The following is a 22,310-nucleotide window of genomic DNA, read 5'->3' as shown; positions in this document are numbered from 1 at the left end:
GAAAGTGAATCATCGGTTTTGTAGCTCATCTTCAAAGATCTTATCGCGCATTTTCCAAAATCGTCCCACTTTTCGCGCAATGACAAATTGTGGTGGACGAAAACGGTGTTGATGAGCCACCACTTTGCTTGGTGAAGATTGATCAAAAGGGCGATGCTTATCGGCTAGGTGTGGTCGCACAAATTGGTCGTGGAACACCTGTTTCTGTTTCTTGGTGGTTAGTGGCCAAAATTCGTGGACTTGTGCATCGTTCTCACCACGATAGGTAACGCGCAGTTGCGCTTTTCCACTTGCATCTTTATGTACATTCAAATCCATTTCGATACATTCAAAAACCAATGCATCTTTGAGGTTGAGTGCTTCTTTGAGCTTTTTATCAGGGTCAACCAGTGTTGCGTCACATTCATGGCAGATACGTGCGGCGATATCGTTGTCAGCCCCACACTCACCGCAATATTTTGCTCTAAAACGGTAACCACAGTGTTCTCGTTCGCCACTTTCTTCGTCTGTAAAATAGCCTTGGCAACGTCGACCATAGTGTTCAAGCAAAAAACCAGCGGCATCGAGTTTACCCCAAAAGTTGTTATTAAAACCGCAGGCCGGACAGGGAATGGTAATAATTTCACTGTTGGGATCGGGCTTTGGCTCACCGACTTCTGGTTGATAAAGATCATAGTTATTGCCCGCATAATCCAATACCAAACATTCGGTTTTTCCTGCGGATAAGCGTAGCCCACGTCCGACAATTTGCTGATATAAACTGATGGACTCGGTGGGGCGTAAAATCGCAATCAGGTCAACATGCGGAGCATCAAAACCTGTGGTTAATACCGACACGTTAACTAAGAATTTGATTTGGCGCTGTTTAAACTGCTTGATGATGGTGTCGCGTTCAGGGGTCGGCGTGTCACCAATGACGATGGCAGTTTCGTTATTGGGCAGTAATTGCACAATTTCTTGGGCGTGGCGAACGGTGGCCGCAAAGATCATTACTCCCTGTTTTTGCTGTGCTAGTTGGATGATTTGTTGAACAATCTGTGGTGTGGCACGTTTCGATTGTTCAATCACCATGTCGAGTTCGGCTTCTTTGTAGCGCCCGGTATTGGCGGGTTTTAGCTGCGAAAAATCGTAACTGAGCACGGGGGCGTCAACCATTCGCGCTGGCGTTAAAAAAGCTTCATCAAGCAGATAACGGATCGGTAGCTCAAAAATACAGTCACGGAAGAAGCGAGGCTCCTCACTGCGCACTTGGCCGCGAGTATGGTATTGATAAATCCAGCCCATGCCTAAACGATAAGGCGTAGCGGTTAACCCCAACACTTTAATCCCTGGGTTGAGCTCGCTTAAATGGGTGATCACCTTTTGATAGCTACTACTTTTCTCATCCGGTACGCGGTGGCATTCATCAATCACCAGTAATGAAAATTGATTTTTAAAGGCATCTAAATTGCGCACCACGGATTGTACCGAAGCGAAGACGACCTGTTGATCGGTCTCTTTTCGTCCTAAACCTGCCGCAAATACCGCGCCTTGCAAACCGTAGCCCTCATATTTGGCATGGTTTTGCTCTACCAGTTCTTTCACGTGCGCTAGTACTAAGACTCGTCCTTTGGCAAGCCTTGCCAGCTCAGCAATAACCAAACTTTTTCCTGCCCCCGTCGGTAGTACAATTACGGCGGGCGTAGTGTGATGACGAAAATAGTGGATCACGGCTTTGACCGAGTCCGATTGATAAGGACGAAGTGTGTACATAACTCGCGTTTTCTCTTGTTGAACGCTGGATAAAAACAGTGAAATAGATCAACTATTTCATTTTAGCTGCGTATAATACCTGACTTGATTTAGATGAGGTAATCATGCGGTTAGATAAATTTTTGTGTGATGCGTTAGGTGCGACACGTAAAGAAGCCACCAAGATCATCAAAAGTGGTGATGTCACAGTAAATGGTAAGACGCAGAAAAGTGGTTCATTGCAGGTGACACAGGAGTGTGAGGTGGAGTGGCAAGGCCGTGAGTTAATCTTGCATGGCCCGCGCTATATCATGTTACACAAACCCGCTGGCTACGTTTGCTCACATGAAGACGGCTTCAATCATACGGCATTTATTTTGCTCGATGAAGTGAATGTTCAAGACTTGCATTTTGCAGGACGTTTGGATGTCGATACCACAGGTTTGGTTCTGATCACCGATGACGGTCAATGGTCTCATCGCATTACCTCGCCAAAACACAAATGCGACAAAACCTACCGTGTCTGGCTTGCAGACCCTATTGAAGCGAATTATGTCGAACAATTCTTAACGGGTATTGAACTGCGTAATGAGCGTGAGCCAACCTTGCCTGCGCAATTGGAAGTCGTCGGTGAGAATGAATGTTTACTGACCATTCATGAAGGCAAATACCATCAAGTTAAACGCATGTTTGCTGCTTTAGGCAATAAAGTGGTTGGCCTTCACCGTGAGCGCATTGGTCATATTGTGCTAGATGAGGCACTAGAGCCCGGTGAATACCGTTATTTGACTGACCAAGAAGTGGCTTCTATTGGGGCTTGAACGGCCTAGCTTTGCTGCAACTTCATTCCTTATTTATCTGGAGAACTATGACTTCATCTCAACCTGTTACAGCGAATAATACGCCGCACATTAGTTTTTTACTCTTCTTAGTATTAGGCGCGATTGGCGCATTAACGCCGCTGGCGATTGATATGTATCTGCCAGCCATGCCAGCGATTGCTAAAGATCTCGGTGTGAGTGCTGGAGCGGTACAAATGACGCTGACCGCTTATACCGCTGGTTTTGCGATAGGCCAACTATTGCATGGCCCGCTGGCCGACAGTTATGGCCGTCGCCCAGTGCTGCTGATCGGCGTATTACTGTTTGGTATTGCTGCCACTGTGAGTGCGACTACGCAAGGTATTGAAGCGTTAACGTATGTTCGCGCTGCGCAAGGTTTTGCTGGAGCAGCGGCGGCTGTGGTTATTCAAGCGGTGGTGCGTGATATGTTTGATCGCGAAGATTTTGCCCGCGCCATGTCTTTTGTCACCTTAGTGATGACCGTTGCCCCGTTAGCTGCGCCGATGATTGGCGGACACTTGGCCATTTGGTTTGGTTGGCGTTCGATATTTTGGGTGTTGGCTATTTTTGCCGCGGTGGTGATTGCTCTCGTGGTTTGGAAAATTCCAGAAACACTCAGTGCAGAAAATCGTCAACCGCTGCGCTTTCGAAATACCATTCGCAACTATGTGCAGTTAAGCCGTAACCCAGTCGCGATGGGGCTTGTTTTTTCTGGTGCTTTCTCGTTCGCTGGTATGTTTGCCTTTTTGACCGCAGGCTCTTTTGTCTATATTGATATTTATGGAGTCGATCCTGATCAATTTGGTTACCTGTTTGGCCTCAATATCGTCGCGATGATTATCATGACCAGCTTGAATGGTCGAATGGTGAAACGAGTCGGTTCCCACGCCATGCTACGCTTTGGTTTATTGATTCAGTTGTGCGCAGGTATCGGGCTATTTATCGCGTGGTTACTCAACCTTGGTTTATGGGGCATTGTGCCTTTTGTGGTGCTTTTTATTGGTACATTGTCAACGATAGGCAGTAATTCAATGGGATTATTGTTAAGTGGTTATCCGAAAATGGCGGGTACCGCTTCTTCACTGGCTGGAACGTTGCGTTTTGGCACAGGCTCAGTGGTTGCGGCGATTGTCGCGATGATGCCTAGTGATGTTGAGTGGCCGATGATTGTGGTCATGACGGCGTGCTCGGTACTTTCATCTCTTTTTTATTGGACATTAGGAAGAAAGGCGTAATGTCAGAGTATTACCTCGAAATTCAACGTGTAGTGAATACAGCGCTGCAAGAGTTAACAGCAGAACACCAAGCGAATAAGCTGGTGAATGCGCCTTTAGCTAATAATCATTTTTTGGTGCATTGGGTGAGTAAGGCATTGAAAGCACAACGATTCCATCGCTGTGTGGTGGATGATTTAAATCGTTGGCAGAAAGCTGGACGTTCGAAAGGCAACCAATCTGAATTACTGTTTATCTTCAAACGCATCTCAGCATTTTACGGTAAGTTTTTTGCGCAAGACGCGGATAACATCATTACCGATAAGAAAATTGACGCGTTTTTGGAATTCATGGAAGCGGCTCACTGGGAAGTGACAACATGTGATCCATTGGTGAATGAAGGCAAATTACAGCTTTTTACCGATGGGCAAAACTCATTGGCTTTGTGCGCAAATCAGTGTGAATCATGCTTTGATGGTGAACTGCTCGTGAAGCCGATGAACTGGTTTGTGCGGGGCCATCATGCTGATTTCGTCGAAAAAGCCAGCAGTGCTGGCTTTATGGTGCACAAACGTACCGATTATAAGTCGAATGTGAAATATCATGGTGAGTATTTGATATACCCAAGTAACCATGGCGTGCAATTGGCTGAAATTCCATTAGGCTTTCCTATTGATTAGTATGGAATTGAAACCCAATAAGTTGCAGAGCTAGCGATTTCGCTAGCTCTTTTTTTGTGCCTTTTTGACGATGGCTTTGACCATGCCATTAAAAATAAAAAGGTGGGCAGGCATCATCGCGAACCAGTAAAGTAACCCTAAGAATCCTTTGGGGTGCCACCATGCGGTCACATTGAGTTCTCGCGTTTCGCCTAGATCTTTAATGGTAAATTCCAATCGCCCTAATCCTGGGCCTTTCATCCCAAAAAGAAGAGACAAAAACTGTTGAGGTTGGCAGCGGATCACTTTCCACGAATCAATAAAATCGCCAACTTGCAGTTCCGGGCCACAAGGGGAGCGGCGCACAGGTTTGCCACCACCGAATAAAAGATCGAGCCATTCGCGTGTACGCCATAGTGCATTGGCAAAAAAATAGCCTTCTTGGCGGCTGCCTATGGTTCGGATAACATCCCATAAAGCCTCAGCAGAAGCGCAGGTCTGAATCGTTGCTCCTGCCTGTTTAGGATAGTAGCCAAAACCGGGTTGCCAACGCTGTAGGGCACTTGGATCAAATCCCCACACCTGCGAGCGTGTAAATTCCCCTTCATGCTCGATTATTTTGGTGACAACGTCACGATAGGAGGCCAGTTTTTGGGGATAGCGTGCTTCAATGGCTTGTGAGTCGGCAATGTAATCATGATCTAAACCGGCAAGTAGTGCTCTGCCAATATTAGAAGGGACTGAGGTGACAAGACCTAGCCAGTAAGAAGCCATTTTGGGGGTTAATAGTGGGGTAGACCATAACCGAAATGGTTTCTGCGTTGCCTGACAAATAATGGCAAATTGTTCGCGGTAGGAGAGGGTGTCAGGCCCACCGACTTCAAACAATTGGTGTGCAACGGGCTGCTCATTAGCTAATTCAAGTAGATAATGATTGAGGTTTTCCAGCGCTATCGGATTTGCTTTGGAATCAACCCATTTGGGAGTGATGAGCATCGGTAAGTTGTAAACAAAATCACGCATGATTTCAAATGCGGCTGATCCCGGTCCAAGAATGACACCGGCTCTTAACTCGGTCACTGGTACAGGACTTTTCCTAAGTAGATCGCCTGTCATTTTCCGTGCTTTGAGGTGCTCTGAGTTTCCGGTTTGTGGCTGAATCGCACTTAAGTAGATCAGGTGTTTGACCTGGCTAACCTCAAGGGCTTGTTTAACGTTTTCCGCTAACGACAATTCATAGTCGACGAAATCATGTCCTTGCGCCATACCATGCACTAAAAAATAAACCAGTTCAAATTGTGGGATAAGCGCAAGTGTCGCCTCTTTATCGGTAAGGTCTAAATAACGCAAGGTCAGGTTGGGATGAGATATGGCACGTGAGGTTAAGTAGTCAATGTGCCTAGCTGCGGCCGTTACTTGAAAACCTTGCGCTAATAGCAAAGGTAACAGTTGTGAGCCGACATAGCCTGATGCGCCGAGTACTAACACTTTTTTCATGACGGTCCCTTCAAATAAGATGGTTAGATTATGCTCACAGACGTATAATAGCGACTTCATTTTTCCTGTGCTATCAATGTGTTGAATTTGAGGTGATCGGTTGTCTGTTTTTTCGCAAATCGTGTTACATACAAGAGGCGATTTTTTCCGTCGCTTAATGGCTATCGCTCTGCCGATCACCTTGCAAAGTATTATGTTTTCTAGCCGTGGTCTAGTGGATGTTTTGATGCTAGGGCAATTAGGTGAGGCTGAAATTGCTGCGGTAGGCGTTGCCGCTAGAGCAACTTTTGTCACCACCATCATGCTAGTGGGCGTGACAACCGGAGGCGCACTGTTAACAGCTCAGTATTGGGGCGCAGGAAACAAACAGGGCGTGCGAGAAAGTACGGCACTTACGTGGTTAGTCGCTAACCTATTTGCTGTAATGACGGTGGCACTATTTTTACTGTTTCCAAGTCAAATCATGGCACTAACCACGGATTCCGAGATCGTTAATGCGCTAGGTAGCCAATATTTGATTATTACCTCACTCAGTATGTTTGCTGTAGCTTGCGTCAGTAGTATGGCGGTAGGGCTGCGAGCGATGCATAAACCGGGGCTCAGCACGTTTTTTAGCGGTATCGGTATTGTTTCAAACGTGTTTTTAAACTGGGTGCTGATTTTCGGAAAATTGGGTTTTCCCGCGATGGGAATCGAAGGTGCGGCGATTGCTACCGTGCTCAGTGGTTTTATTGAAGTCGCGTGTTTATACGGTTACCTCTATGCCAAGAAACATCTGTTAGCGTTTGGAATTGACGATATTCGAGCCATCATTGAATGGCCTACCATTTCTCGTTTTTTGAAGCTTTCGTTGCCAACCACCTTTAATTTCCTTGCATGGGCAGGCGGTTTATTTGTCTACCATGCCATCATGGGGCAAAGTGGTGTGCAAGGTTTAGCGGCGCTATCGGTGATGACGCCAGTAGAGTCGATTTCATTGAGTTTACTGATTGGGATGTCGAATGCGGCTGCGGTTTTAGTCGGTAACCAACTTGGCGCTAAGCAGTACGATGCCGTTTATTATCAAGCCTTGGGCTTAACTATCATCAGCCTTCTTGTGGGCGTGGTTGTCGCTGCCGCTTTGTATGTGGTGCAGATCCCTATCCTGAACTCTTTCACCGCCTTGACGGATGAAACCCGTGCTTTATCTGAAGAGTTTATCGTGATACTGAGCCTTGGCATCATTTTACGTTCCATTCCAATGACGGTGATTGTTGGCGTGTTGCGAGCTGGCGGTGACGTAAAGTTTTGTCTTTATCAAGATTTAGTCGCGCAGTGGCTGATCGGTATTCCGTTAGCCGCATTTTGTGCGATTGTGCTTGGGGCTAAGCCTGAAGCCATCTATTTATTGTTTCTCGTTGAAGAGTTGATTAAATGGGGCGGTTCTCTTTATCGAATGAAAAGCAAGAAGTGGATGCGAAATTTGATTGAAAATTAGACACAACGCAGTTAGGTGGTGCAATTTGATGCACATAATGTGATCCGGTATCCAAAATGCTTTCTACTGCAGGAGAATTAGTGTAGATTCACAATCCAATTTTAGTCGATTGCGAGCGATTTGATGTTACAGCTGACCAACCTGTGTAAAGGCTATCTAGATGGCGATGAATTTCATCCCGTGCTACAGGGGGCAGAGTTAACATTAAACCGAGGCGACCAAATCGCATTGATGGGTGAAAGTGGTTCGGGTAAGAGTACATTACTCAACCTTATTGCCGGATTGGATATTGTCGATTCTGGCGAAATTTGGTTTCCAAGTTTTGCCATGCATGACACGTCAGAAAATAAGCGTACCGCTTATCGCCGAAATAACATTGGTCATATATTTCAGCAGTTTAATCTTCTTCCCACCCTCAATCTCGCGGATAATATTCGCTTTTGTCGTCAGTTGAAAGGAATGCCGGAAGACCAAGGTTTACTGCGTCAAATTCTTTCTTCGCTTGATTTAATGCCGTTGCTAGGCCGATACCCTGAAGAGGTTTCTGGTGGGCAGCAGCAGCGTGCTGCGATCGCGCGCTCCTTGTACATGGAGCCTAAGATTTTATTAGCAGATGAACCAACCGGTAGTCTTGATGAGCGTAATGCCGAGGCGGTGATGCGTTTATTGACGACCTTAACTCGCCAGTTGGATTGCACGTTATTATTGGTGACGCACAGTGAAAAAGTCGCGCAGCATATGGATGGTCGCGTACGTTTACAAGGAGGGTTGTTGCATGTTATGGCCCGTAGTTAAGGCGCTACTTGGTCATTATCGGCGTTATCCTTTACAAATCATCCTAGTATGGCTGGGTTTAACGCTTGGCGTTTCATTGTTGGTGGGAGTGACGGCCATCAACCAGCATGCTCGTCAAAGTTATGAACATGGCGAAAAGCTGTTTTCTAATCCATTACCTTATCGTATTCGTTCCAAGCATATTGCCAATAAAATCCCCCAAGGTTTCTATATTCAGTTGCGCCGTGATGGATTTTCTCAGTGCGCTCCTTTTGAAAACCATCGTTTGACGACAAAAAATGGCACGGATATTTCGCTGATTGGGCTTGATCCCGTCGCGATGTTGCCAACCAATAGCGGCCTTCCTTTATCGGAATTTTCGACATTATCATTGATGAATCCGCCGTATCCTATTTTGGTGAGTGTTGATCTCGCTCGTCTCCAAGGTTGGCAAACGGGTGATTTTATCGTGCTTGATGATGAATCAAAGTTAGGTCCTATTCAGATCGATCAACAAGATCTCATCAACGGCACACGCGTTATTGCGGATCTATCCTTGGTGCGTATGCTCAAGAAAAGTTCGGGCTTATCTGTTATTGCTTGTGGTGATATGCCGCCAGAGAAACTGAAAAGACTAAAAGATAATTTACCTAATGGTTTGACGCTAGTCCGTAGTTCTCGCACTGAGCTGGAATCACTCACGCGTGCTTTTCATCTCAATCTCAATGCAATGGGTATGTTGGCATTTTTGGTCGGGCTATTCATATTCTACCAAGCCATGTCTTTATCTTTAATCCAGCGCCAACCTTTAGTCGGGTTATTACGGCAAGCGGGCGTTTCTGGCTGGCAGCTTACCCAAGCATTGGTGATTGAGTTGTTTGGCATGGTCCTGCTTAGCTGGATATGCGGTAACGGATTGGGGTTATTATTGGCCAATCAACTTATTCCAGCGGTTTCAGCCAGTTTGGGTGACTTGTATGATGCTAATGTCGGTTTATCGATTAGCTGGAATTGGCAGTGGAGTAGTTACAGTTTAGCCATGGCGTTGATTGGTGCATTCGCGGCGTGCGCTTGGCCCCTCGTCCGGTTGCTAAAATCGCAGCCTATTCGTCTTTCGGCTCGTCTCTCTTTGCTTCGATTTGCTGGCACAGAATTTCGCCTGCAAGCCCTTGTTGCTTGCGCATTGACTGTCGCGGCGATTGCCGTGTATCAAGTTCCACAAACGCAACTTTCTGGTTTTGCAATTATTGCGTTGATGTTACTCAGTGTTGCGCTGTTTACGCCTTATCTTATTTGGACGCTGTTCAACAGTTTTTCCTACTCACTCGCTTGGGTAAAAGCGCGTTGGTTCTTTGCCGATGCAGCCGCCAGTATGAGCTATCGCGGTGTCGCAACTATGGCATTTATGATTGCTATGGCGGCGAATATTGGCATTGAAACCATGGTTGGTAGCTTTAGAGACACTACTGAAAAATGGTTAAACCAACGTTTAGCGGCCGATCTTTATGCCTATCCTACCAATAGTTCAGCATCAAGAATGAGCAGTTGGTTGAAAGCGCAGCCTGAGGTCAATGATGTTTGGTGGCGTTGGGAAAAAGATTTCACCACTGACAAAGGTGCATTGCAAGTGGTCAGCACAGGTATCTCGGATGGTGAGTTAGACTCGTTGACGGTTAAACTCGCTGTTCCTAACTATTGGTATGATTTACACCATTCAAAGAGTTTGATGATCAGTGAATCCATGGCGCTTAAATTAGGCATTAAGCCTGGTGATTTTATTGACCTTTCTGAGCCTTTGGGCCAAAAGTGGCAAGTCGTGGGAGTGTATTACGATTATGGTAACCCTTACCACCAAGTCTTATTGTCACACCAAAATTGGTTATTTGCGTTTGCCAGTACGGGGAATGTGGCGCTAGGAGTGGTTTTGCACGAAGGTGTGAATGACCAAGGATTAAAGAAGCGACTAGAATCGGTATTTAGGTTGGGCCCTGAGCGGATTTTTGATAACAATCACATCCATACTCAAGCGATGCGGGTGTTTGACCGAACCTTTGCCATCGCCGATACACTCGGGCGTATTACTTTGTTGATTGCCGTGTGTGGTATTTTCTTTGCTACGTTAGCCGGAGAGGTTTCCCGCCAGCGACATGTTTCGCTACTGCGTTGTTTGGGTGTTTCTGGTAAAGAGCTGGTGGTGATTGGCAGCTTGCAATTATGTGTTTTTGGGGCGATAGCGCTCGTGATTGCAATGCCGTTAGGGCTTGCACTCGCTCGTCTTGTGGTGGATATCGTGATTAAACAATCCTTTGGTTGGACAATCCAACTGCAGTTGATCCCCGGGGAGTATTTGAAAACGGCAGCATGGGCGATGGTAACCTTGATGTGCGCAGGTGCAATCCCGGTTATTCGTTTGGTCAGAAGGCCACCGATTAGCTCATTTAGAGACGCGTTATAAATGATGAAACGATACCTCGTACTTTTGTGCTCTTTGTTGATTGCTGTATTGTTCAGCCTCTATTCGTGGCACCAGTATTGGCAGGCACAGCAAACGATTTCAGAATATGCCGTTTCTGAAACAGCTTCTAAGCAAATGGATACATCATCAATATCGAAGGAGCTCCCGTTCGAGTTCGTGCTTCCTAATCGCCCAGTACGACTTCCTCAAGATTTCAATTTTCATCAAGGTTTTGAACATGAGTGGTGGCATTACTTTGCGAATGTCAGTGATGAACATGGGCAACAATATGGGATCCAGTGGAGTTATTTTCGTCTCGCTAATGAAGCTCGAGATGCCAATGGATGGCTTAGTCCTCAGCTTTATCTTGCTTATGTGGTGATCTCTTCAAAGAATGAAGTCTGGCGTGAACAGCGGATTGCGCGGGGCGGAATTGGTCAAGCCGGCTTAGAATTAAAACCGTTTAAAATGTGGATTGATAATTGGAACTGGCGCGCACCGGGGACGACTCCATTTCCTGGAGTATTAGACGTAGCGACGGACACGTTTTCACTCTCATTAAAAAATAACCTTTCCGGGCCATTTGTATTACCTGGTCAGCAGGGATACCAAAAAAAGCATGATTCACTTTCTTTAGCCTCATATAGTCTCCAAGCACCGTTTTTGCAGGTCAAAGGTGTGCTCAACTTAGGTGTTAACTCTCAACCTATTCAAGTTACAGGTAATGCATGGCTGAGCAAGGAGTGGGGTAATAATCTACTGCCTAACGCTAAACAGGGATGGGATAAGTTGTTCGTTAAACTCGATAGCAAAACAACCTTATTGGTTAATCGCTATCGTTATTTTCAGCAAGAGCCCTATTTGTTTGGGGCAATTGTGAAAGATTCGGGCACCACGATCGCACTATCTGCTGATGAAATTGATTTAGTTCCTGTCGTTTCTGCCGCGTCGGAGAATGAGCGTGACATCCCGTTACAATGGGTGGTAAACATCCCTAAATATAATATTCATCTGGTGACGAAAGCGGTGAATCGCGATTTGTGGTCACCCTTTCTGCTCCCTTATTGGGAAGGCCCCATTATCACCGATGGTAGTCATAAGGTGACGGGTTTCATGCAACTAACGAGTAACTAAGTTCAAATATTTGTGGAATCTAAAGGTCAAGTTGTTCTTGGCCTTTTGTGTTTTTGTGAACCTTTTTTATTTTGTTGTAAAATTGTTATGCATGAAAACTAATCAACAATGGGAAAATAGTGAAAACCAAGGAATATACGTTGTATTGTTATGCTTGACTCGGAAATTCCGATTCTTAATATCTGAACAAGCGATTTTTACTTCTATCAGCTACTGTATAAACTCTGTCATATTCATTTGTTAATGGTTTATTAACATGCATAACTATAAGGACGATATCATGAGTGATGTGATTCGCGACTTTTTCAAGATGGAATCAGCAGGTGGTATTTTGCTGGTTATTGCTGCTGCAATTGCAATGATGATTGCTAACTCACCGCTAAATGATGTTTACCAATCTTTTTTACATTCCTACGTGTTTGGAATGTCAGTGTCGCATTGGATCAATGATGGCTTAATGGCCGTATTCTTTTTGTTGATTGGTTTAGAAGTCAAACGTGAATTGTTGGAAGGTGCTCTTAAATCCAAAGAAACGGCTATTTTCCCAGCCATTGCTGCCGTCGGCGGCATGCTTGCTCCAGCATTAATTTACGTGCTGTTTACGGCTGGTGATGCACAAGCGATTCAAGGTTGGGCGATCCCAGCGGCCACTGATATTGCGTTTGCGCTAGGTATTATGGCGTTATTGGGTAAACGTGTTCCGATCAGCTTAAAAGTGTTCTTGCTGGCGCTTGCGATTATTGATGACTTAGGGGTTGTGGTCATTATTGCGCTATTTTATAGCGGTGATCTTTCTACCATTGCGTTAACCGTCGGTTTCTTAATGACTGGTGTGCTTTTTATACTAAACAACAAGCATGTTACCAAAATCAGCCTTTACTTAATTGTCGGTGCGATTTTATGGTTTGCCGTACTTAAATCTGGTGTTCATGCCACCTTGGCTGGTGTAGTGATTGGTTTTGCTATTCCGCTGAAAGGTGATAAAGGCGAATATTCTCCGCTAAAACATCTTGAGCATGCGCTACACCCGTATGTCGCTTTTGGTATTCTGCCATTGTTCGCATTTGCCAATGCCGGGATTTCACTGGAAGGGATCTCCGTATCTAGCCTCACGTCAATGTTGCCTTTGGGCGTGGCTCTTGGCCTATTTATTGGTAAGCCATTGGGTATTTTTACCTTCAGTTGGGCTGCGGTGAAACTCGGTGTCGCTAAATTGCCTGAAGGGATCAATTTCAAGCATATTTTTGCCGTGTCAGTGCTATGTGGTATTGGCTTTACAATGTCGATTTTTATCTCGTCATTGGCTTTTGGACCGACCAATGCTGAATTTGATACGTTTGCACGGCTCGGTATATTAATGGGCTCAACCACTGCCGCGATTGTAGGCTATATATTGCTTCGTTTATCTTTGCCAAAAAACGCATAAGAATATAATCAGCCCTCCGTAATACGAGGGCTGATTCATTTTATAAACTAACCATTTGATTTATCAATATTCTTAATCAATAGAAAATTTAAGTTTTTATCGATTTATTGAAAATTATTGCCAGCGTAATTATTTTTTGATATTTTTCGCACCAATCTCGGACAGTAGCTTCTGGGGGACACGCGTAATGACCATTCAGGCTGATTGTGACATTACGTAGGGTAGGTATCAGCAAGTCCTTTTGTTGATAGACGGGATACTCTTGCAGCGGGAGCTGCATGTGAATGGGAAACCCAACATTGAACTCATCATCACTTAACACACTGACGTTAATCAGCTTTGTACTTCCTCTATGCCCTGTGCTTGAAGACAGTTCTATCACCGAACCTTGATTCTCTGATTTAGTAATCTTTCATCGAAGACGATGAACCAATTTCCGTTTTTGCCCTTTGGCTAATACGGAGCTTATTGCTATGTCATATTTCCTTATATTCAAACCAAACCAAGGAAATAGGCGGAAATTTTCACATTCAAGGGGAAGGGAAATGAGCACAGCCTTTGAAGTCGATAACACTATCGCAAACATTTTTTCATCTCAGGTACCTGTTGTTGAAGGTATTTATGATCTCACACCGGACCAAATTCTACTCGATCAAATTGAGCATGAATCTGAAGTTCGTTCATACCCACGCCGTCTACCGATTGCCATCAAGCAAGCTTATGGTGCGTTAGTAGAAGATACGCGCGGACAAATTTTCCTCGACTGCTTAGCGGGCGCGGGAACGTTGGCGCTTGGGTATAACCATCCTGAGATCAATCAAGCACTGAAAGAGCAGTTAGATTCAGGTCTGCCATATCAGACATTGGATATGACAACGCACGCTAAAGACAAATTCATCAAGCAAGTAAAAGCATTTTTGCCTGAAGAGTTTGCAAAAAATTCCGCGATTCAATTTTGTGGACCTTCTGGTGCGGATGCCGTTGAAGCGGCTATCAAGCTGGTGAAGCAGACAACGGGTCGTAACACCATGTTTGCGTTTCGCGGTGCTTACCACGGTATGACCAACGGAACGATGGGCATGATGGGCAACCTGAATACCAAAGCTCGTCGCACAGGGTTAATGTCGGATGTGCATTTTATGCCATTCCCATACAACTTGCGCTGCCCGTTTGGTTTAGGGGGCGATGAAGGTGCCAAAGCGAGCATTCGCTACATCGAACGTCTGCTGAACGATGACGAAGCAGGCATCATGAAACCGGCGGCCATTATTGTTGAACCTGTTCAAGGTGAAGGTGGCGTCATTCCCGCTCCAGCATTCTGGCTGCGTGAACTACGCCGCATCTGCGATGAACACGGTATTTTATTAATTTTCGATGAAATTCAGTGTGGCGTGGGTAAATCGGGTTACCGCTTTGCATTTGAAGAGTCTGGCATTTGTCCTGATATTCTTTGCCTATCTAAAGCCATTGGTGGCGGTCTACCAATGTCTATTCTTGTGTTCAAGAAAGAGATCGATACTTGGAAACCGGGTGAGCACACAGGCACGTTCCGTGGTAACCAATTGGCCATGGTTTCTGGTGCGAAAGCGTTAGAAATTATTTTACGTGATAACCTCGTTGAACACGCTAATGTCGCGGGTCAGTACCTACGCCAAGGTCTTGAAGCGATTCAACGCCGAGTGAATTGTATTGCTGAAGTTCGTGGCAAAGGTTTGATGCTCGGCCTTGAAATTCGTAAACCAAACGGTGAAATGAACAAATTTGGCGAGCCAATGGCCGATGGCCAATTAACGCTCGCTATCCAACGCGCGGCACTTGAGCGTGGGTTGATGGTTGAAAAAGGTGGCCGTGAAGGATCCGTTATTCGTTTCTTACCACCGATTATCATCTCATTCGAGCAGCTCGATTTTGCCCTGCGCACTCTTGAAGCGGCGATTTTAGCCGCAGGTGGCGGCGAGAAAGATCCAGAGCCAGAAAATCAAGCCTGGAAGAAGCATTTTATCCAAACCGGTGAAATGGGCAGCAATGAATTTGCCGCTGTGATGAACCATGCCACTTCTGCGATGAAAGCTGTTTTTGAACAAGCCAAAGCGCCTTATTCAGGTTTGGATCCAAAGCAGCTTGAAGAAGCGATTTACGCAGTAGATTTGGATAACAAAAATGCGCCATTGAAGGATGTGATCTCTGAAATGGCAGATCTGGTAGCCAAAAATTCCATTATCGTTCAACACCCAGATTGTATTGCTCACCTGCACACGCCACCCTTGATGCCATCAGTAGTGGCTGAAGCGATGATTGGTGCATTAAACCAGTCCATGGACTCATGGGATCAATCGTCTTCTGCTACCTATGTTGAACAGAAAGTGATTGATTGGATGTGTGAGAAATACGAACTCGGCGCTCAGGCGGATGGTATTTTCACCAGTGGTGGCACGCAAAGTAACCAAATGGGTTTAATGTTAGCTCGTGACTGGATTGCCGATAAATTAAGTGGTCACTCTATTCAAAAGCTGGGCTTACCTGAATATGCCGATAAGCTGCGTATTGTGTGCTCGAAAAAATCGCATTTCACCGTGCAAAAATCGGCCTCTTGGATGGGGTTGGGCGAGAAAGCCATTTTGGCGGTTGATGCGAATCCAAACGGCACAATGGATGTCACCAAACTGGAAGCGGTTGTTGCACAAGCGAAAGCCGAAGGTCTTATTCCATTCGCTATTGTTGGAACAGCAGGCACAACGGATCACGGTGCGATTGATGATCTGTCGACGATCGCGGATGTAGCACAGCAACATGATCTATGGATGCATGTGGATGGAGCATACGGTGGTGCATTGGTTCTAAGTAGCCATAAAGCACGTTTGCACGGTGTTGAGCGTGCGCACTCGGTCAGCGTCGACTTCCATAAATTGTTCTTCCAAACGATCAGTTGTGGCGCGGTGTTGCTCAAAGATAAAAGTCACTTCAAGTATCTACTGCATCATGCGGATTACCTTAACCGTGAACATGATGAACTGCCAAACTTGGTGGATAAATCTATTTCTACGACCAAGCGTTTTGATGCATTGAAAGTGTTTATGACAATGCAAAACGTAGGCCCTAAGGCTTTGGGTGAAATGTACGATCATCTGCTAGAACAAACACTGCAAGTGGCAGATTTAGTTCAGCATCACGATGCTTTTGAACTCTTGGCTGAGCCTGCTCTCTCCACCGTGTTATTCCGTTCCGTGGATAAACAAGCGGTAGATTTTGACGAGTTGAACAAAGCGTTGCGTTTAGAAGCATTGACACGTGGTGTCGCGGTGTTGGGCGAGACGATTGTGGATGGCAAAACAGCGCTTAAATTCACCATTTTAAACCCATGCTTACAACTGTCAGATTTCAAAGCATTACTTAATAAGATTGAAGTACTAGCCTCTGAGCTAGCCAAGGCATAAAGGAATACAAACAACCATGTCTATTTTACAAATTGGCGCGGGAGGCGTTGGCTGGGTTGTCGCACATAAGGCGGCCCAAAACAACGACATACTCGGTGATATTGTTCTTGCTTCTCGTACTCTTGAAAAGTGCGAGAAGATCATTGAATCGATCAAAGGAAAAAATAACCTTAAAGATCCAACTAAAAAACTTGAGGCACGCACCGTCAAGGCGGATGACGTAGCCTCGTTAGTTGCATTAATTAAAGAAGTCCAGCCTGATCTTGTGATCAACGCTGGCCCTCCTTGGGTAAACGTGCCAATCATGGAAGCATGTTGTCAAGCCAAGGTTTCCTATCTAGATACATCGGTTGCTGTTGACCTTTGCTCTGAAGGTCAACAAGTGCCTGAAGCGTATGATCCTCAATGGGCATTTCGTGAAAAATTTAAGCAAGCAGGTATTACCGCTATTCTCGGTGCTGGTTTTGATCCGGGCGTGGTTAGCGTGTTTGCCGCGTATGCGGTGAAGCACCTCTTTGACGAAATCGACAGTATTGATGTGATGGACATTAATGCAGGCGATCACGGCAAGAAATTTGCGACTAACTTTGATCCAGAAACCAATATGTTAGAGATTCAAGGCGACTCTTTCTATTGGGAAGAAGGGCAGTGGCAGCGTGTTCCTTGCCATTCACGAATGCTAGAATTTGATTTTCCTCAGTGCGGCCAGCACAAGGTGTACTCCATGTCGCACGATGAAGTGCGTTCGATGAAAGAGTTTATTCCGGCCAAACGTATTGAATTTTGGATGGGTTTTGGCGATCGTTATCTCAACTATTTCAATTGCATGCGTGATATTGGTTTATTGAGTCCAAATCCATTGACGCTGCAAGATGGTACTGTGGTTCAACCACTTCAAGTGCTTAAAGCGATGCTGCCAGACCCAACCTCTTTGGCTCCTGGCTACAAAGGCCTGACTTGTATTGGTACTTGGGTGCAAGGTTGGAAGGATGGTAAACAGCGCAGTGTCTTTATCTACAATAATGCAGACCATGAAGTGGCATACCATGATGTAGAGCACCAAGCCATCGCTTACACCACGGGCGTTCCTGCCATTACTGCGGCATTGCAGTATTTCCAAGGGCATTGGGCACAAGCGGGCGTGTTTAACTTAGAGCAGCTTGACCCTGATCTGTTTTTAGAAACGATGCCTAAATTAGGTTTGGATTGGCATGTTCAAGAGCTCGATATCGGGCAACCAGAGATTAAAATTCTAAAATAAGAGTTTTCGATAGTTAAGCCGATGCAGATGTGTCGGCTTTCTTCAATTTGAGAGTGATAAATAGATGCAAAAAAGCGAACTCCAAACGCCCTATTTTATGATTGATGAATCACAGTTGATCGCGAACCTACAAATCGCGAGGCAGCTCAAAGAGATGTCGGGCGTCAAACTCGTCTTGGCTTTAAAATGCTTCTCTACTTGGGGAGTGTTTGACATCATCAAACCTTACTTAGATGGCACCACCAGCAGCGGCCCATTTGAAGTAAAATTAGGTTACGAAACGTTTGGTGGTGAAACACACGCCTATAGCGTTGGCTACAGTGAAGCTGATGTTAAAGAAGTGGCCGATATTTGCGACAAAATGATTTTTAATTCGCAATCCCAGTTGGCCGCTTACCGTCATTTAGTTGAAGGCAAGGCGTCATTGGGTTTACGTTTAAACCCTGGCGTGAGTTACGCTGGGCAAGATCTTGCCAATCCTGCACGTCAGTTTTCTCGTTTAGGTGTTCAAACAGACCATATTGATAACTCAGTGTTCGATACCATCAATGGCGTGATGTTCCATATGAATTGTGAGAACAAAGATGCTGATGCGTTCATTGCGTTATTAGATTCGATCTCTGAGCGTTTTGGCCAATATCTGGATAAGTTAGATTGGGTCAGCCTAGGCGGTGGTGTGTTCTTCACTTGGCCTGGTTATCCGCTAGAAAAATTAGCATTAGCGCTTAAGGCCTTTTCAGAAAAGCATCAGGTTCAACTTTATCTTGAACCGGGTGAGGCGATCATCACGAAAACGGCTGATTTAGTGGTGACTGTTGTCGATATCGTTGAAAATGGCATGAAAACAGCGATTGTTGATTCGGCAACTGAAGCGCATCGTTTAGACACACTGATTTACAAAGAGCCTGCGGCTATCTTAGAAGCGAGTGCGAACGGTGAACATGAGTATGTCATTGGCTCGTGTTCTTGCTTAGCGGGTGATCAATTTTGTGTGGCTTCATTTGAACAGCCATTATCGATTGGTCAGCGGTTGCATATCATGGATAGCGCGGGCTATACCATGGTGAAATTGAATTGGTTTAATGGCCTTAAAATGCCTTCCGTGTATTGTCAACGCAGTACAGGAGAGCTTCAGAAACTGAATGAATTTGGCTATGAAGACTTTAAACGTTCATTATCTCAATGGTCGGTAAACTGATGACAATAGGCCTCACCATACAGTGGGTGAGGCCTATTTTTGTAAAATCACACCTTAGAGTTTAAAGCTTTTCATTCTTTCGTCTAATTGGCGTGAAAGAGCGGCCAAGGTTTCACTCTCTTCTGCCAAATAGTTTGCCGATTGTGACATCTCCAATGCCGAATCGTTAATACCACTGACGTTACGGTTCATTTCTTCGGCCACTGCACTTTGTTCTTCTGCCGCAGTGGCGATTTGAATTGCTTTGTCACTCACATGCTGAATATGACTGACGATCAAGGAAAGATCGCTGCCTGCATTTTCTGCCCGCTCCACACTGTTATAAGCGAGATCTTGGCTTTTTTGCATCGCGTTTGATGTACTAACGGCCAGTTGCTGTAAGCGGTTAATGGTGGTTTGGATTTGGTCAGTGGAATGATGGGTACGGCTAGCTAAATTTCTGACCTCGTCGGCGACCACTGCGAATCCTCTACCTTGTTCTCCAGCACGTGCGGCTTCAATCGCTGCATTTAGCGCAAGTAAATTAGTTTGTTCAGAAATGCCGCTGATCACTGTGGTAACTTCACTGATTTGCATCACGCCTTCTTTGAGTTTGTGCACTTGCTCAGTGGCCACTTCCAGCTCTTTTGAGAGCGCTTTAATGCTGTCCACACTGGAATGTACGTCTTTATCGCCTAAGCCGGCTTCTTTGCTGGCATCCAATGTATCTCTTGCGGTCTCTTCTGCATGGCCTGCAACATCGGCAACTGTCGCACTCATTTCATTCATCGCGGTTGCGAGCTGACTTAATTGGTCACGTTGGCTGGTCACCGCTTGGCTAGTTTCTTCCGCAGAAGAAGCGATGCGAATGGCGGCCTCTGCAAGCAGGTTTGCTGAGGTGACCGACTCGATTAATGCTAAACGCACTGCACTTACGCTGTCATTGATACGACATGCCACAATGCCAATCTCATCTTCTCCCATTACTGGGACTTGTGCGGTTAAATCGCCGCTTGCCACTTTTTTCATGACTTCTTTAATTGATTCTAACGGCATAATGATGGCTCGGCTGATGACTACCCCAAGCGTTGCCATCACAAACACAACTGCCAATGTCGCTCCTCCCATCTTGAGGATCTGTTTGTTGATTGCCTCTTCAATGTCATTGATGAGCATGCCTGAGCCGATAATCCAATGCCACGGCGCAAACCCGTGGACTGCCGATAATTTCTCTGCGGGTGTTCCACTGTTAGTCTGCCAAGGATATGTCAACGTGCCTTGTTGACCATTTTTGCCAAGCTCAACCATAGTGAACCAAAACTCGCCTTGCGTATCTTTTCCTGGGCTTCCCATCTGTTTGCCAACCAAATCAGTGCGAATCGGATGGGCAATGGTGTGACGAGACTCATCGATAGCAAAAAGATAGTTGTTGCTGTCAAAACGTGTGTTGTTGATGAGTATCTTCGCCTGTGATTTAGCTTCGTCTTCGGGGAGTGTTTTCTGAAGGTGTGAGATTTGTGAGAGGAGAGTATCGATAACTGCGTTCAACCTCGCTTCACGCTCTACGACTAAGTTACTTCTCAGCGCGCTAGTTGCAATGAACAGTAAGCTCAATAAGCCAACAATTGCAACCGCGATAATAGCGGTCAGCTTGTAGCTGACCTTAATATTTTCAAGCTTCAACATGACGTTACCACCATTAAAACAACCCAACCTTATTGCTGGGCATATTGGTTTACCTGTTGTACTTGAGGTTACCGTGATGTTGGTTACGTTTGATTGCCAGAGTCACAAGGTTTGTTAATACTCATTAGTAATCATCCGTTTATCCATCTGACGGCGTCTTCAAGTTATTCGGCATCTAGGATTTGCAGGCTTAGATTAATTATGGTTACCCGCTCTCTAATATTGGAATATGGTCGTCATTTCGCGAATGCAATTAGTTGATTTTGTTAACTGAATCACAACTTTAATCTTACTTAATAGATAGTGAGGTCGATAAAAAAGGAAGCATCAGCTTCCTTTTTTCGGGGGCGTAAACGAGATTACACTTCTAATATCACGCGCGTATCTTCACTGAGCGCTTCAAGCTCATCGGCTACGTCTTCAATTTGTATCGCAGCTGGGAGCTTGATGGCTAGGTTGGCGGTAAATAAACTTGAGCTGACACCACCGCCACCCGCAATAAAAACGCGTTGGCAATCCATATCTAAAATATTGATACCTTGATTATCAAGAAGGTGGGTGATTTCGTTGACGATGCCTGCACGGTCGTTTGCATCAATCCGCAGTTGGTAAATCGTTTCTTTTTCGTGTTGATGTACGTCAGAATCAACAATCTGCACCAGAAGATCGGGTTGTTCTCTAAATGCTTGTTGAACGATAACGGCATTTGAGGTCGGTAACTCTATTTTAATGACGGCAGCTACTTGGTTTTCAATAAAGTTCACTTTACTTATTAACCATTTTCCACCATTTTCATGAGTGATAGCGGCAAGATGTTTAATTGTGGCTGGTGTTGCACTGCCGACGAAATTGACGATAAAAGTACTGTTCATAATAGGCCTCCCATAGAAAGCTAACGAAAGATAAATCGTTGATCTTGAATTCCTTTCACTTCAGTGTAGAGGCCTATCTTAGATAAGACTTGATGAGAGTCAATTTTTTACATTTACGCAGTCTCTTGCTTGTCAGTATTCATACTTGGGCCACAAAAATAGCCTTGGCTTTAGGCATTGGCCTTGTGTTTAGCCCTGTTTTTTAGAAACTGACTTTGAGATTAAGGCCATAAAATTGCGAATCATAGCTAGCGCCTGAGTCCAAAGCAAACTTTGCGGCATCTTGGTTGCCAAACCAAGGTGTGCCATTAAATTCTACTTCGGCATCGCCTCCCCAAGCATTTGATACCCAGCCATGGATATGTCCAACAGGGTTGAGGAAGAAAAGTGTGACATCACCCAGAGTCGATGAACCCAACACTTCACCACCTGTGGTAACAATATCTTGTTCCGCTTCAAACATCAGCTCACCGACAACCGCACCGAAAAAGGGCGTAATAAACAAGTCTTGCCATGACGGTATCTCGGCAAACGATTCTACGCCATATTCCCAAAAGAAAGTCGACATAACACCGGAGTAAAGAAAAGATTCAAACTCATTAAATCCAGCATGTCTTGCGGCGGTGTAGTAAACGCCGCCAAAGTAGGGGTGCATAATGTAGTTGAGATAA

16 protein-coding genes are annotated in these 22,310 nt (G+C 45.3%); 11 read left to right on the top strand and 5 right to left on the bottom strand.

All coding sequences use genetic code 11. The annotated features are described in order from the left end of the window. Positions 1-9 precede the first annotated feature (9 nt). Positions 10-1,752 (bottom strand): DEAD/DEAH box helicase, encoded by a 1,743-nt coding sequence (locus B9J84_RS05680; protein WP_013857019.1) that lies wholly within the window; start codon positions 1,750-1,752, stop codon positions 10-12. A 104-nt stretch (positions 1,753-1,856) separates the two neighbouring features. Here B9J84_RS05680 and rsuA point away from each other — a divergent pair, with 104 nt between their 5' ends. The 3 genes from rsuA to B9J84_RS05665 are packed head-to-tail and all read left to right on the top strand — an operon-like array spanning position 1,857 to position 4,467. Then, positions 1,857-2,552 carry a 16S rRNA pseudouridine(516) synthase RsuA gene (gene rsuA / locus B9J84_RS05675; RefSeq protein WP_017044313.1) on the top strand — a complete coding sequence of 232 codons (696 nt, stop codon included), beginning with the start codon at positions 1,857-1,859 and terminating at the stop codon, positions 2,550-2,552. Positions 2,553-2,599: 47 nt separating this feature from the next. Then, entirely contained in the window at positions 2,600-3,808 is a 1,209-nt protein-coding gene (locus B9J84_RS05670) for a Bcr/CflA family multidrug efflux MFS transporter (RefSeq protein ID WP_013857017.1), read from the top strand. Further along, positions 3,808-4,467, top strand: a complete 660-nt coding sequence (locus B9J84_RS05665; protein ID WP_017049847.1) for a DUF2913 family protein — start codon at positions 3,808-3,810, stop codon at positions 4,465-4,467. Before B9J84_RS05670 ends, B9J84_RS05665 begins: the two co-directional genes overlap by 1 nt. A gap of 42 nt (positions 4,468-4,509) precedes the next feature. Here the strand turns inward: B9J84_RS05665 and B9J84_RS05660 are convergent, their stop codons facing one another. Next, entirely contained in the window at positions 4,510-6,003 is a 1,494-nt protein-coding gene (locus tag B9J84_RS05660) for a DUF2867 domain-containing protein (RefSeq protein WP_094123729.1), read from the bottom strand. Positions 6,004-6,043: 40 nt separating this feature from the next. On the opposite strand from B9J84_RS05660, the gene B9J84_RS05655 reads away from it, so the two are divergent. The 8 genes from B9J84_RS05655 (at position 6,044) to nspC (ending at position 19,102) form a co-directional block, all read left to right on the top strand. Further along, positions 6,044-7,420, top strand: coding sequence for an MATE family efflux transporter (locus B9J84_RS05655; RefSeq protein ID WP_094123728.1), 1,377 nt, complete (start codon positions 6,044-6,046; stop codon positions 7,418-7,420). Between the two features lie 123 nt (positions 7,421-7,543). Next, positions 7,544-8,215, top strand: coding sequence for an ABC transporter ATP-binding protein (locus B9J84_RS05650; protein ID WP_013857013.1), 672 nt, complete (start codon positions 7,544-7,546; stop codon positions 8,213-8,215). Beyond that, positions 8,196-10,649, top strand: a complete 2,454-nt coding sequence (locus B9J84_RS05645) for an FtsX-like permease family protein (RefSeq protein ID WP_094123727.1) — start codon at positions 8,196-8,198, stop codon at positions 10,647-10,649. Before B9J84_RS05650 ends, B9J84_RS05645 begins: the two co-directional genes overlap by 20 nt. Further along, on the top strand, positions 10,650-11,783 hold the full coding sequence (locus B9J84_RS05640; RefSeq protein WP_094123726.1) for a lipocalin-like domain-containing protein: 1,134 nt from the start codon (positions 10,650-10,652) through the stop codon (positions 11,781-11,783). A 280-nt stretch (positions 11,784-12,063) separates the two neighbouring features. Continuing rightward, entirely contained in the window at positions 12,064-13,209 is a 1,146-nt protein-coding gene (gene nhaA, locus B9J84_RS05635; RefSeq protein ID WP_026027720.1) for a Na+/H+ antiporter NhaA, read from the top strand. A 545-nt stretch (positions 13,210-13,754) separates the two neighbouring features. Then, on the top strand, positions 13,755-16,643 hold the full coding sequence (locus B9J84_RS05625) for a pyridoxal phosphate-dependent class III aminotransferase (RefSeq protein WP_094123725.1): 2,889 nt from the start codon (positions 13,755-13,757) through the stop codon (positions 16,641-16,643). A 16-nt stretch (positions 16,644-16,659) separates the two neighbouring features. Beyond that, a complete protein-coding gene (locus tag B9J84_RS05620) occupies positions 16,660-17,904 on the top strand; it encodes a carboxynorspermidine synthase (RefSeq protein ID WP_094123724.1) in 1,245 nt (414 codons plus the stop codon). Positions 17,905-17,968: 64 nt separating this feature from the next. Beyond that, on the top strand, positions 17,969-19,102 hold the full coding sequence (nspC, locus tag B9J84_RS05615; RefSeq protein ID WP_094123723.1) for a carboxynorspermidine decarboxylase: 1,134 nt from the start codon (positions 17,969-17,971) through the stop codon (positions 19,100-19,102). A 54-nt stretch (positions 19,103-19,156) separates the two neighbouring features. On the opposite strand, the gene B9J84_RS05610 is transcribed toward nspC, so the two are convergent. From B9J84_RS05610 to B9J84_RS05600, 3 genes are all read right to left on the bottom strand, one after another. Then, positions 19,157-20,767: a methyl-accepting chemotaxis protein gene (locus tag B9J84_RS05610; protein WP_094123722.1), complete on the bottom strand. Its 1,611-nt coding sequence runs from the start codon at positions 20,765-20,767 to the stop codon at positions 19,157-19,159. A 359-nt stretch (positions 20,768-21,126) separates the two neighbouring features. Further along, positions 21,127-21,639, bottom strand: a complete 513-nt coding sequence (locus B9J84_RS05605) for a glycine cleavage system protein R (protein ID WP_013857004.1) — start codon at positions 21,637-21,639, stop codon at positions 21,127-21,129. Positions 21,640-21,841: 202 nt separating this feature from the next. Continuing rightward, a partial coding sequence (locus B9J84_RS05600; RefSeq protein WP_143698835.1) for a DUF3943 domain-containing protein occupies positions 21,842-22,310 on the bottom strand: 469 nt, incomplete at its 5' end.

The sequence above is a fragment of the Vibrio sp. V03_P4A6T147 genome, assembly GCF_002241085.1.
Classification (GTDB): Bacteria; Pseudomonadota; Gammaproteobacteria; order Enterobacterales; family Vibrionaceae; genus Vibrio; species Vibrio anguillarum.
The sequence above is the reverse complement of the archived record's forward strand: the minus strand, read 5'-3'. Positions and strand labels throughout refer to the sequence as shown.